The sequence below is a fragment of the Paenibacillus septentrionalis genome (assembly GCF_042659865.1).
GTDB lineage: Bacteria > Bacillota > Bacilli > Paenibacillales > Paenibacillaceae > Pristimantibacillus > Pristimantibacillus septentrionalis.
Map to the genome: position 1 here is coordinate 682997 of NZ_JBHSTE010000004.1, position 12854 is coordinate 695850.

15 protein-coding genes are annotated in these 12854 nt (G+C 37.5%); all 15 read left to right on the plus strand.

The features are described 5' to 3' along the window. Window positions 1-6: 6 nt before the first annotated feature. The 15 genes from ACFP56_RS14855 (at window position 7) to ACFP56_RS14925 (ending at window position 12566) form a co-directional block, all read left to right on the plus strand. Complete coding sequence (locus ACFP56_RS14855) at window positions 7-678, plus strand: hypothetical protein (protein ID WP_379235839.1); 672 nt, start codon at window positions 7-9, stop codon at window positions 676-678. Next, complete coding sequence (locus ACFP56_RS14860; RefSeq protein ID WP_379235841.1) at window positions 671-931, plus strand: hypothetical protein; 261 nt, start codon at window positions 671-673, stop codon at window positions 929-931. Before ACFP56_RS14855 ends, ACFP56_RS14860 begins: the two co-directional genes overlap by 8 nt. Then, window positions 928-2364, plus strand: coding sequence for a hypothetical protein (locus tag ACFP56_RS14865; RefSeq protein WP_379235843.1), 1437 nt, complete (start codon window positions 928-930; stop codon window positions 2362-2364). Before ACFP56_RS14860 ends, ACFP56_RS14865 begins: the two co-directional genes overlap by 4 nt. A gap of 11 nt (window positions 2365-2375) precedes the next feature. Further along, window positions 2376-2729, plus strand: a complete 354-nt coding sequence (locus ACFP56_RS14870; RefSeq protein WP_379235845.1) for a hypothetical protein — start codon at window positions 2376-2378, stop codon at window positions 2727-2729. A gap of 35 nt (window positions 2730-2764) precedes the next feature. Further along, complete coding sequence (locus ACFP56_RS14875) at window positions 2765-3865, plus strand: SAF domain-containing protein (RefSeq protein ID WP_379235847.1); 1101 nt, start codon at window positions 2765-2767, stop codon at window positions 3863-3865. Between the two features lie 2 nt (window positions 3866-3867). Beyond that, window positions 3868-4440, plus strand: coding sequence for a hypothetical protein (locus ACFP56_RS14880; protein WP_379235849.1), 573 nt, complete (start codon window positions 3868-3870; stop codon window positions 4438-4440). 6 nt (window positions 4441-4446) lie between these two features. Next, entirely contained in the window at window positions 4447-5277 is an 831-nt protein-coding gene (locus ACFP56_RS14885) for a hypothetical protein (RefSeq protein ID WP_379235851.1), read from the plus strand. Continuing rightward, window positions 5270-7114 (plus strand): ATPase, T2SS/T4P/T4SS family, encoded by a 1845-nt coding sequence (locus tag ACFP56_RS14890; RefSeq protein ID WP_379235853.1) that lies wholly within the window; start codon window positions 5270-5272, stop codon window positions 7112-7114. The genes ACFP56_RS14885 and ACFP56_RS14890 overlap by 8 nt, the downstream gene beginning before the upstream one ends. Then, window positions 7111-9192 carry a hypothetical protein gene (locus tag ACFP56_RS14895; RefSeq protein ID WP_379235855.1) on the plus strand — a complete coding sequence of 694 codons (2082 nt, stop codon included), beginning with the start codon at window positions 7111-7113 and terminating at the stop codon, window positions 9190-9192. The genes ACFP56_RS14890 and ACFP56_RS14895 overlap by 4 nt, the downstream gene beginning before the upstream one ends. 12 nt (window positions 9193-9204) lie before the next feature. After that, window positions 9205-9705 carry a hypothetical protein gene (locus ACFP56_RS14900; protein WP_379235857.1) on the plus strand — a complete coding sequence of 167 codons (501 nt, stop codon included), beginning with the start codon at window positions 9205-9207 and terminating at the stop codon, window positions 9703-9705. Between the two features lie 35 nt (window positions 9706-9740). Beyond that, on the plus strand, window positions 9741-10241 hold the full coding sequence (locus tag ACFP56_RS14905; RefSeq protein ID WP_379235859.1) for a hypothetical protein: 501 nt from the start codon (window positions 9741-9743) through the stop codon (window positions 10239-10241). Window positions 10242-10270: 29 nt separating this feature from the next. Then, the gene (locus ACFP56_RS14910) at window positions 10271-10636 is read left to right on the plus strand and encodes a hypothetical protein (protein WP_379235861.1); all 366 of its coding nucleotides are present in this window, start codon (window positions 10271-10273) and stop codon (window positions 10634-10636) included. 15 nt (window positions 10637-10651) lie between these two features. Then, entirely contained in the window at window positions 10652-11197 is a 546-nt protein-coding gene (locus ACFP56_RS14915; RefSeq protein ID WP_379235863.1) for a hypothetical protein, read from the plus strand. Window positions 11198-11261: 64 nt separating this feature from the next. After that, the gene (locus ACFP56_RS14920; protein WP_379235865.1) at window positions 11262-12152 is read left to right on the plus strand and encodes a hypothetical protein; all 891 of its coding nucleotides are present in this window, start codon (window positions 11262-11264) and stop codon (window positions 12150-12152) included. 117 nt (window positions 12153-12269) lie between these two features. After that, window positions 12270-12566: a WXG100 family type VII secretion target gene (locus tag ACFP56_RS14925; RefSeq protein ID WP_379235867.1), complete on the plus strand. Its 297-nt coding sequence runs from the start codon at window positions 12270-12272 to the stop codon at window positions 12564-12566. Window positions 12567-12854: the final 288 nt, after the last annotated feature.

The window sequence follows — 12854 nt, forward strand, 5'->3', positions numbered from 1 at the left end:
AGAATTGTGATTGAGGTTCAAAATAAAAGTCACACATTAAAAAAAGCAGAGTTTATCTTTATATTTACACTTTTAGGAGGCAAAGAACTTCCTAGAGATATTTTTAATTTTGAACAAATATCACAGTATAGCAATGAAATGATTACTTCAGGCAAAAATCTTGAGAGGCAGGGTATTCTAAGTATTGGATTTGATGGGATAGCACATGTTAGAGCAAATATTCAGCAATGTGTAAATACATTTATTTGTAGAGAAAGTTATTATCTAATAAAGTGGGATCACAATGACGGAACGGAAGGCTCATGTTGCTATTTTATTAATGGTGAGGATTATTGTGAAATGAGCATTTCTAGCGATGGAAATCATTATGAATTGAGAATGCTAAGTGGTATACACGTACTAGTTTCACGTTTATTTGAAAGGTTTGCAGACTGCCTTTTGTGTGAGGATGATGCAATTCGGGCTGTCTGGATTGCACATTTCACACAATTAAACGATGAATGGAATGCTAAGAAGCAATTTTTCGCTGGGGTACATGAAGGAGAACTCTGGCTATCAGATACTGGTTCTGAAGCAGCAGAGTCTATAGTTTCCACAACTTTATCACAGATATTAAATAGTTTGGATGAATGGATGTTTGATTTATATTCAACGATCGGGGGGAACGGGGATGGATAACGCGATTGTTACATTCTACATTGTAAATAGTAATCAAAGCCTTGATATAGAGATTCCAATTAATATCAGCATTAATAATTGTATTGATGTTTTATGTGCTGCCAATCTTCTTCCTGCATCCGATAGTTATCTTTTTGATGTTAGTGATGCAGGAGAACATTGGGAAGAAGTGGATGGAAGCCAGTTGTTGAAGGAAGTAATTGTTGGTGATGGTTCTATTATTAGAATAAGAGAAAAGGGGCAAGCAGAATGAAGAAAGTCCATCTCGTGTGCTCTCCTGAACTAATTTTACTAATAACAAAAACACTTGAGAGTGAAGGCTTTGTTGTATCGGGGCATCATCAAACAATACATAAATTTATTAATGGCTTCCGTTCGAAAGAAGTGGATCCTTCCGCAATCATTGTTATGCAAGGTGGAGCGGGCCTGACGGTACCGATCAATTCAGAGGAACTACTTGGATTAATGGTGTTAATCCGGAAGCATTTGAAACGAACTCGATTGATTGTTCAGTTAGATGAACTGCTACAGGAAGATACTGAGTTTATTAGAAGTATGGTAAATATGGGGATCCATGATCTTCAATTTACACAAAACTTCTATAGTGACGAGATTATTAACTGGTTGAAGAAAAAAAAATCTACAAGAGATTTTTATGATGTACTAGGGAAGCAAAAGCCATCGTTACAAGGCTTGTTCAGCAAAAAAGGAGAAATAAAAAATAACGAGGTGTCAGACACTTCTCCACCTCCGCAAGCTGTAGAAGTTAAATCTTTAAGTAAGGCTAGCATATCCAAAAATCAAACGACACAAACGGTAAAAAAACAAACACAAGTTTCAACGAAATCAACAGTAAAGCCTCAGCAGCGAAGCATTCAAGCTCGCTCTTTAGTGAGTGAAGAAATAGTTGAACTGGATGAGGTAATTGAAGAAAGTCCGATGATTTCAACTAATCAAAGTTCTGTAGGAGGACATATCCCATTAATCATCGGAATTAGTGGTGTAGGTGGAGATGAAGATGTTGGGGCGGCAGCCTTTCTAATTGCTGCTGGACTCGCAGAGCTAGGATGGAAACCTTTGGTATGCGGAGATGACCGTGCAGAAATTAGTTCTCTCGAAGATATGGTGTTCTCTGGCGAAAAGGAAGATGCTTCATCTAAGATGTTTGAATACGAAGGGGTCACGTTTATTCGAAGGGGTTACACTTGGGATATTTCAGAACTAATGACGAGCGGTTTTTCTCATATTATTTTGTGGTTAGATATTCAACAAATTCGCAAAGAAACTAATGGGATAGAATTATGGTGGAATACCCAAATTCCTATTTTGGTAGCAAATGGAGCTATGTGGAAGTATGAGCTTCTAAAGGAAAAACTAGAAACACTAACAGATTATGAGCGGAAGCGTTGCAAACTATTGCTTGAAAACGGACATCAAGAAGTGAAGAAGAAGTTGAAGAATGATTTCCCGGAAATCTACACTTCACTTATTCCTAATCATCATGATCCTTTATATCCAGATAAATCTGCCGTTGATTGGGTAATGAACCTATTAACAGTTGAAAAAAAACTGTTGCGTAAACCTGTAATTTTATGGGGAATTGCCGGAGTGATTGTATTTATAGCTTTAATATTATTTGCGATTGGAATTGCGACTGTTCCAGATAGTTCGATAACTTTACCGTGAGGGGGAAATAAATGTCAACATCAAGTTATGTATATGGACTTAGTAATAGCTGTAACACTCTAATTCAAAGTGCACAAAATTGTAGTACGCAGATGCAGCAAGCGATTCGAGGCAGAGATACGTACTGGACAGGGCTTGGAAGTGAGGAACTAGAGGGGAGAATTTACACATGGATTCAGTCTATGCAACAACTACAAAGTAATCTAACTAGTATTCAATCGAGTTTATCTTCTTATGCTGACCGTCTTTATCAACAAGAACAAGCAGCAATCGCAGCTGCTGAGCGAGCAGCCGCTGAACGAGCAGCTGCTGAACGAACAGCTGCTGAGAAAGCGACAGCTGCTAGTAGAAATTACAGGTATTAATAAAGAAGGACTTATGTCTAATTGGAGGTCTTGAAGTGGCAGTACGCAGAAATAAAAAGTTACTAAGGTATACGTTAATTTCTGGGACAGTAGTGGCAGTTTTCACCTCAAGCGTATGGTTTTTAAGCTACCGTCATTATAACGCAAAGCTCGTGGAAGAAAGAAGTCAATTCAGCATACAGTTGATGGAGAAAAATCAAGAACTAGAAAAATATCAAGACCAATCGAAAAGAGGGTATGTTCTTTCTACTGTTAAGAATGCAGGTCAAATGCTGGAAGAATCAGATATTAAGGAAGAAATCCTTCCCGTGTTTGCTGCACCAGACAACTTAATACAGTCTAAAGAGGATATTGTAGGAAAATACTTGAAAATTAATGCCTCCCCTGGAACTGCTGTGACACTAGAGATGGTGCGGGATGAGGAAATTTTGGATCCTTCTGAAAGGATAGAAGAGACCGAATATGTTAAATTACCTATAAAAGTTAAGAAAGATGATGTTGTTGATATTCGCATTGTATTTCCAAACGGCGAGGATTATATCGTAATTTCTAAGAAGAAGCTGATCGATGTTGATGTAGTTAATCAATATTCATTCTTTCATAACAACGAGGAAGAAGCACTATTACTTCAAGCTGCTCTAGTGGATGCGTATATCAATTACGCGGAACTGTATATGAAGGTTTATGTAGAACCTGAGCTACAAGAAAGACCAGATCCGACGTATATACCTAATTCGGATGTTCTTACAGTTATTAAGTCTAATCCTCTTATTGTAGATCAGGCTAAATGGAAGTTGGCCAATGACCTTCGCGCAGCAATGGAAAAACGATTAGCAGCTTATGAAGATGGAGAGATGTTTAGAATCGGTGCACAAGCACCTGCGGGTAGTGGTGTTTCCAATCGAAAAACTGGTTCAACAGGAGCTACTATGGAACCTAGCCAAGGACCATCCACTTCGATGTCCCCAGATACTAATACTATAATTACTGACAGTGAGTCCGTATCAACAGGTAATGAAACCGTATTACAGCCAAATTGGGATAATTTCTCTGAAGATCTGACTTATGACATTGATGATACTTCAGATTTTTCAAACGCGCCGCTAGATGAAGGAGATTTGCTGGGAGGAAGATGAAATTGAAGCTTGTCATTGCCGGTAATTGTGAGAAACACGACTATATATTAACGATAGCTGTCTTGTTGCGAGGTACTGGGGTGAATTCTATTGTAATCGTGACGGATAGTGATAAGCATTATAAGTACTTTGATGGTGAATTTGATGGTATAGGTATTAAGTTCTTTGATGGTGAGCATCCAGAAGCAGATTATGTAATCTATGATTGGCATCATGGCTTTCCACCAAATTTGGAGAATTTCGAATTAGTTTTTGTAACATCATATGAGCGAGATAGCTTAGAAAATTTGAAGACACTCTATGGGCAACCTGTTCATCCAAAACTGATGGTCGTTATTGAAGAGGATTGTAAAATCAATTTACAATACGTCAGGAAGCTATATCCAATGAAGGACATACTAGTTAGTTATTTTGCAAGTTCAGAACGTAAAATTAATACTATCCATGATTGTAAGGTGCAATTAAAAGTAGATAAAGACTTTGAGGATGCAGTGAATGAGTTGCTGGAAACTGTTTACGGCATACAAAGAACAGACATTAAGAAACTATGGCGATATGTGAAGAAGCGGAGGTAGCATGAGGTGCTAGTAGCATTTTGGGGACCTGTACAAGGTCAGACTAGAACAACGTCAAATATGGTTGCTTCTGCAACTTCGATCGCTCTTGACTATCCGTTAAGAGTACTTATGACGCATACAAAATACGAACGATCTATGTTAGAGAGTGCTTATACTTTATTAAAGGAGAATGCTATTGTTTCACCTCTTATTGTTGGAATGGACGGCATTGATCGATTAGTCCAATGTGGAATGCTTACTGCGGAAGGAATAAGGGATCACGCTGAATCAATTTTGAAGGATAGACTGGATTTGATCAGCGGTCCTAAAAATCAAGATGATACTAACTTTAAGCAAGTTCTGCATCAGTTATTTGAAAACTACAAGAGGTTCTATGACCTGGTTTTTATCGACATTTCATCAGGAACGAGTCAGGAGATTTCCCAATTGGTCATGCAGCATGCTGATTTAATTGTTGTTAACCTAAATCAAAACAAAGTGGTACTAGATAACTTTTTTGCAAATAATGACTGGTCTGCAGTAGGTGAAACAAAAAAACTCCTCTATTGTTTTGGGTCTTATCATCAGACTTCAAGAATGTCGTTGGATCGAATGGCTCGGACGTTCCCTATATCAAAGAAAAAATGTGCTTATGTTCCTCATAATCTTTCATTTATGGATGCGCAAAACGATCAGCAAGTTGTACAGTTTATGCTAAAAGCAAGGTCTGTTAAAAAGAAGTTTTTAGAGTATAGTGAAGAGGTTCATTTTACTGAATCAGTTCGAACTCTTGCTGCAAAAATCATTGATTCTTTAGATCTCTATGTTGTGGCGGAGGAGTTACTAAATGATTAATATTTTACTATTACTGCTAGTCATCAGTTCCGTCATATTGTTACTATATTTTTGGCTAGGATCTAAGAGAAAGCCAGTGTTGCAAGCTGAAGTTAAATATGATTTGCCAGCAATCGTACTCTTTATTAGAAAGGCATTTGAAGAAATTATTGCTACGTCCCTATACGATAGCAGTAGTAGCCTTGAGGAATATAACAGAAGAAAAGCGAGAAGAAGAGAATTACAAAAAGCATTAAGAAGCTGTATGCATGGAGATCTGTCTGCTAAGAAGTTTGTTAAGCTCTATATAAAAGATTTACTGGTTGATACGTATGGGGTTAATGAGAACAATATTAATAATATTATGATGTTTGAATACGCGGAAAGACTGACTTCGCAGGATTGCTTTGAAATCCTCCTCCATACATATAAGAAGGAATTTAATCAGGAAGCGTTCAATCAGATAATAGCTAAATACGATTTAGACAGACTACAAGAATACTCCGATGGTACTAAGGGATTCAAAATTACGGATGAAATGATCCGAAACATCTACAAAATCGAAAGAACACGTCTCACCTTTCAGGATAAACTGGAAATTGTCGTACAACGTGTGTATCAAGTTTACAAAGGATTAGGTGTTATTGATGAACTGAGAGATCAGAATATAGATGGTGTTAACGGGGGGACGAGCGGAATGCCGCCAGACGTTGTCCATACTATAGATATGAAAGAATACGCTAATCAGCGTAAACATATCCCTAGATCTTGTGACGCAGTATGGGTATTTTATCGCGGTAAGTCAATTCATCTCGAATTTTTATCATTTAATTCAGAACAAGAACTAAAACGTGTTTGTCAAAATATTTACGGCTTTGGAAATCCAGGACAGCTCAATGAGTCAAAAGGTTACATTATTAACGATATGGCAGATGGAAGCCGAGTTGTGGTAGTGCGCCCTAAAATGGCAGAAAGCTGGGCATTCTTCGTTCGTAAGTTTAATGACACATTAGTTGAATTGGAGGATCAAGTCAAAGCTCCAGGTGCTGACCTGCCTATTCAATTATTGAAGTTTTTAGTATTAGGACACCAGGTAACAGCAATAACAGGAAAGCAAGGATCGGGAAAGACGACGCTACTTAAGGCACTAATTAAACATATTCAAGCCAAGAACATCAGAATTCAAGAAGCTTCATTTGAGTTATGGGCTAGAAAACTATATCCAACTAAAAATATTCTATCCTTCCGCGAAACACCAACCGTTAGTGGACAAGATGGGCTGGATGTTCAGAAAAAAACCGATGGAGCAGTAAATATAGTAGGTGAGGCAGCTACACATTCCGTTGTAAGTTATGTTATTCAAGCTGCTCAAGTTGCATCTGAATATACATTATTTACACACCACGGTAAGACATTGGACAAGCTGATTAACGCACTTCGAAACAGCTTGATTGCCTCCGGCGCGTTTACGAACGAAAAGATAGCTGAAAATCAAGTAGTTGAGGCACTGGGATTTAATGTACATCTTGTACTTCGGTCGGGGAAACGATATATAGAACGAATTACGGAAATAATACCGCTTGAACAAGACTATCACTACCCAAAGGAATATAAGAACTTTAATGAAGTGACAGACAAGCTCGATGCCTTTATGGATACGATGACCGAATACTTCACTAGAGTAACAGATAGACAATCGTATTCATATCGGGATGTCGTAGTTTGGAAGGATGGTGGTTATGAACCGGGTGAAGTGATAACGAAGCAAAAGATAGAGGAAATGTTGAAGCATATGGACGATGAGGAAGGTGAAGCATTTCGTAATTTTCTTCATCAGTATTGGGGTGAGGCTGGATGAATCTTCAAACATTACTTCTAACGGTCATAGGTACATGCTTGGTGTTATTGGTTGTCGTACTAATAATATACATGATCGTGCAGAAACAACTTGCTGGTTCAAAATATCAAGAGCAACGCCGCCTAAAAGCATTATTAGTTACTAGGCCAAAAGAAAAAAAATGGGATTTTTTCGCATTAAAGATTTATCCTAAACTGGAAGAAATCCCAATCGCGAGAACGTTGCAGAAGCGGATGAGATCAAGACTGGTACTTATACATGCTGGAAATGAAATTGTCGTACGAAGTCGTTCAGCTACATTGACAATCATGGTGCTCGCATGTGTAGTGACTCTATCGATATTATCATTTTTTTGGACATCTTCTTGGTTCAGTCGTTTAACTATGATCGTCGTGTCATTCTATCTAAGTGGAATTTTAAGTGATATATTTATCGGTCGTTTGAAAAAGCAAATGCTGTACGACCAATCACATATGATTCTAGATATTAGGCATGAGTATCATCAAACTCATATGGTAACGGTTAGCTTGGAAAATGCTGCTGAACGTTCTAAACCTTTAGTTGCTGCTCATGCAAGACAAATAGCAGGTATTTTTAACGCCACTGATCCAGAAGAGGAACTTTTGAAGTATTATGAAGTAGCTCCGAATCGCTATATGAAGCAATTGGCGGGGGTTTGCTACAAAGTAGGGGAATATGGAGATACAGACATTCATAAAGGTGAGCGTTCCATCTTTTTATCTATGCTGGGCAATATTAGAGAAGAAATTCATTTGGAAATTAGTAAACGAGAAAAGCTGGATCGCCTGCTATCAGGTATCATATTTGTTGCGGTAGCCCCTATTTTTATGCTAGATCCGATTCGCTTCTGGGCTGAAAGTCAATTTCCTATGGTATCTGAATTTTATAATTCCTTTTGGGGGATGTGTTCCTTAATCACACTTTATGCCATTTTCTTAGTTTGTTTCTTTGCTCTTCGGATTATTAAAGGTGATGAAACTGACACTCACGAAGCAAAGGACGAAGGGAGATGGACTAAGCGACTTCTAAAGTTCAAATGGATCTATGATCTCACAGATAGAATCGTTCCACCAGAACATGATTCAAGATATTTTAAAATAACTCAGAAATTGAAGAATGCCAACTCCGGCTTATCACTTCATCATTTATATTTGCAGAAGCTTTTAATCGCTTTAATTGTATTTATCACTGTGATCATCCTGCAACTTTTCATTCATCACACTATTAAACAAAATATACTCTATCCTAATATAAACATTAGTACGGGAGGGAATCAGTCAATTTCTCAAAGGGAGCTAAGTGAGGAAAGATATCATTTTGAGAATGCTCTCGTTGAAGAAATGGTTAAGAAGAACCTGGAATCAAATCAAGCTGTCATATATTTAGAAAATCAACTTGAGAACAAAACTTTTTTACCAGTTAACATGGATAGGGAACAATATATTTCTCAACTGCAAAAACGTGCAGAGGCATATAAAGAGGAGTATTACAAATGGTATGAATTCATCATAGCAATTTTGATAGGAGTAGCTAGCTTTCAACTTCCACTATTATATCTTACATTACGAAGCCAAGTGAAAAGATGGGAGATGCAGAGCGAAGTCGATGGTTTTAATACACTAGCTATGATGCTATCCAACTTTCCCAGTATTAGCGTATACGAGATTATTGAATGGTTACACCGATATAGTTCCTTGTTTGAAAGGCAACTGTTAAGGTGCATGCTGGATTACGAGGTGGGAGCGTGGGAAGCACTGGAAAATTTAAAGGAGGATGCAAGATTTGTACCGCTGGAGAGGCTTGCGGATCGCCTACAAGTAGCTGCAGATTTAATTCCCATTAAAAACGCCTTTGATGATATGGAGGCAGAAAGGGCATTTGCGTTGGATCAACGTAAAGAGCACTATGAACAGACTGTAAGCAAGAAAAGTACCCTTGGTAAAATGTTTGGCTTTTTGCCAATACAGGCAACGTTTATGCTGTATTTACTACTACCATTTTGTTACATGGCGTTCCAGCAACTTAATGAACTAACAATTGTGACAAGTAATATGTAAGGAAGGATCCGAATGGAGAATATAGCAAGCTTTCTGAAAACGACAATTTCAATCTTGATTACATTAGCTATCATTTCTGCTGGTATTTTTCTATGGAACAAAACTATTCCCGTTTTAGAATTAGCTAATAATCAAGCTAGTATTCAAGCTATGGAACTTGCAGATCAGCAGTATTCCGCATATGACAATCAACTTGTTAGTGGTTCCCAGCTAAATACAGCGTATCGCAGATATTCTAATCATGATGTCTTTGTGTTATATGTTCAGAAGAAGAATAACAATGGGACCCGTACTAATTTTGGTATTAGACCAAGCGGAAGCGGGCCATGTAGAGACTTTGATTTTTCAACAGGCAAATTGAAAACAGGAACATTAGCTAATTGTTATGTTAACGAGGATGATCTCCAGAGTTATTCTGGTACATATTATGTTCCACCTCAAAGTAAGTTTCAGGCAGTACTCGTTAGAGATTTAAACAATAGTGTTATTGGTATCTACTTTAAAGAGCAATAAAAATGAAAAAATAATAAAGTAAAGGAAGGATATAAGTGGAAAATATATCAGTTGGTTTGAAATGGGTTATCGGTGTTATTATTACAATTCTGATTATTGCGGCGGCAGTCAGTATTTATCTAGTGATAAATGGGTATTTTTCACGTGCACAGGAGCAGACACTGTCTCAATCTCAGTTAATCACTCAAGCGGAATTCAGTAATTATGATAATAAAGACGTTTCCGGTCAAGATGTTATTAATGCAGCTACTCGTTATAGTGGTCGCCCACAGTTTTCAATTCTTATTTCAACTGGAGAGAATCGTGGTGAGTTTTATGCAGAAAATAATCATTCGATATGCTATGAACGTCCAGTAACCGGAAACAAAGTTGATTTAAGTACAGAAAGATGTGGCTTCGGCACTCAACAACCGGTTTCTGCTATGCAAGACCAGAAGGTCAGCAGATATTATGTAAATACATCAGCGGTTTTTGCTTCTACGATATATAAAGATAATAACGGTGAAGTGCGATTAATTTATTTCTATCAGAAATGACAAATGATGATGAGGAGTACTAGGAACTAATGAACTCAGCGCGTCAATTTATGCTTACACTTTTTGCATGGATACTGTTCATGGTTGGTGCATTTACATTTTTAAGCAATGAGTGGTCACCATTAGAGAATATATCTAATTACTCGAGCAAAGATATTGTAGAAATAACAAGCATAAGTGAGCGAAGTCTTACTGAAATTAGTGGAGAGCAGCTCATCGGTATGGTACCATTCGCGTTAAACGGTGACTATAAACTGATTATTGACAATATTGTCATTGACCATACGATTGACATTGCCTCAGTCAATTTACGTAATGTCATAGGACTGACTTACACATTAACGATTTATCGGGATAACAACGGTATCATTACATCTATTAAAGCTGTACATTAAGAAAGGAGGCTGGATATGGCAGATACATTAAAGGGCATAGTTGTTATTTTGTTGCTCGTATTTGCCTTTGTTTTTTATCCCGCTTATCGCCAATCCGTACAAGTTGAGGATAACATTCGCGATTCAGCTACCGCCGTCGTGAAAGAATTTGTAGATAAGGTTCGTTCCAAAGGGTATGCTGACCCTATTGATTACGATATCTTCTTACGGTCGCTAGATGCAACGCAAGGTGTATTTGATGTCCAGATTGAATACTATAAAAAAAATATTGAACCTATCTATACGAATCCTAATGATTACACTACCTTTCAGGATAGCTTTCAAGTTCGATATGATGGATATTTTACGAAGCAATTTTTAGATGTACTATATCCTGCTACTCCAGCAGCAGTAGATCATTATTCGAGAAGATTTAATATGCATGTAGGTGATTTATTCCATGTCAGAATAGTCTCTCAGGGGGAGACGCTTGCATACAAACTCCGCTCAGTCTTTTTTCAAGGGGCTTCTGTACCGATCAACATTACCTATGGGGGGATGATAAGAAGTGAGGCCCCTTAGCGTACTACTTATTTTCTTAATAGTTGCTATACCTCTTGTATTAATGAACGACGCACAGAAAGATTTGAAGGAAATGCACCAGAACGTTTATCTTCAATATGAAGATAATTTTCAATCAGCGCTTGATGACACCGCGGTATATTTGTCAAGATTTGAAGCACATCAAACAACTAGCACTATTCATTACCAGCTTGAGAAACAGATTTTATTCGATCTTGACGCGCTTAATGTTTTTTACAACAATTTAGCTTTAAAATATGGTATTGAAAACAATGAAGTTGCGATTCAAAATCTAAAGCTTCATATACCTGCAATAGTTATCTATCATTATAATGGTTATTTTCTAGTCACTCTTGACGATAGTGGCAGTGAGCTTGAGTTGTCTGCTGAGCCAATTCGACCTTATTGGTATAAGTTGAGAAACGGTAATATATTGTATTTTACATTAGATGATCAAGCTACGGTGTATGATCGCAATTCTAATGCTTTCTACCAAGGGAATTACGAGCAGTTATCGAATCAAACCAATCTTGCTCCATTGACAACAATTGAGGGCTTTCGTGAAGTAAGGCAAACAGTGATTACAACATTAGTTGAGGAGGATCTAGCAGCAGCAGTTAACCAACATATGGAGTTAGCGAAGCGAATGGGCTTATCAGTTACGTTTACTCTTCCTAAAGGGATGGCTCAACAATCAATTAAAGATGTCGGCATGATGGCTTTTATTCAAGGTTATCCTTTACCAGGGGGAGAACTCCTTGAAACCTATGCTTATGGGGCGGGATCGGTTATTAGTCGTAAAGTGATCGTCGGTACAATAGCAACCTCTGGAAAGTATGTAGCCTATGGAGAAAAATGTGTACCTTCTAGCGGTGTTACCGAAATTGAACGCTTCTACGATCCAGTTGAAGCTGTAAGAAAGGGATATTTTTATGAAGACTGCACTGGTATATAGAGGAATTTAATTTATTTTGTGTAAAATGAGCAAAAAACAAATATCTATGGAAAAACAATCCAATATACTTTATACTAATTTTGTAGGGTTATTATCATAAACAAGGAGTGATAGATTATGTCTAAAGAAGCTATTAAATTAAGTTATCAAGGACTCGCGGATCAGGCTAAAGTTATTAACGGATATAAGGAAGAGTTTAATACCTTGCTAGGAAGAATTATGACGACAACTGATAATTTGACTGAAGTTTGGGACGATAGAGCTGCTCATGATTTTATCGACAAGGTAAGAGGAATGAAGCCGACATTTGATAAATTCTCTGAAGCGTTAGACGGCTTATCTATTCATATGAAAAATGTATCCGATAAGTATATTGAATTACAAAGTGCAATCATTTCTTCTCAAAAATTCTAATAGATACATATTCACGTCTCGTCTACAAGAATTGTATATTGCTAGCTGTGTATGATTCATACACAGCTATTTTTTTAAAACAAATTATCCTTTTCTGGTGCTGAGAAGGATTAGTCAGTATCCAACAGCAACAAGGAAATAGCCGTAGCTATCAATAATTTCACCGTGGGTGGTTATGTTATAAATAAAGGGGCATATTGAGATGGCCAAAATAAGCGTATTTCGTCCAGATCGTGTGCGGCAGCTGCAACGGGATCTGGAGCAGGTGGCAAGCGCAACTAATTTGCT

What these genes read in the sequence shown, in the direction of transcription:
- ACFP56_RS14925 (WP_379235867.1), top strand. Translation starts at nt 12,270, where the DNA reads ATGTCTAAAGAAGCTATTAAATTAAGTTATCAAGGACTCGCGGATCAG.
- ACFP56_RS14910 (WP_379235861.1), top strand. Translation starts at nt 10,271, where the DNA reads ATGAACTCAGCGCGTCAATTTATGCTTACACTTTTTGCATGGATACTG.
- ACFP56_RS14860 (WP_379235841.1), top strand. Translation starts at nt 671, where the DNA reads ATGGATAACGCGATTGTTACATTCTACATTGTAAATAGTAATCAAAGC.
- ACFP56_RS14865 (WP_379235843.1), top strand. Translation starts at nt 928, where the DNA reads ATGAAGAAAGTCCATCTCGTGTGCTCTCCTGAACTAATTTTACTAATA.
- ACFP56_RS14915 (WP_379235863.1), top strand. Translation starts at nt 10,652, where the DNA reads ATGGCAGATACATTAAAGGGCATAGTTGTTATTTTGTTGCTCGTATTT.
- ACFP56_RS14895 (WP_379235855.1), top strand. Translation starts at nt 7,111, where the DNA reads ATGAATCTTCAAACATTACTTCTAACGGTCATAGGTACATGCTTGGTG.
- ACFP56_RS14870 (WP_379235845.1), top strand. Translation starts at nt 2,376, where the DNA reads ATGTCAACATCAAGTTATGTATATGGACTTAGTAATAGCTGTAACACT.
- ACFP56_RS14900 (WP_379235857.1), top strand. Translation starts at nt 9,205, where the DNA reads ATGGAGAATATAGCAAGCTTTCTGAAAACGACAATTTCAATCTTGATT.
- ACFP56_RS14890 (WP_379235853.1), top strand. Translation starts at nt 5,270, where the DNA reads ATGATTAATATTTTACTATTACTGCTAGTCATCAGTTCCGTCATATTG.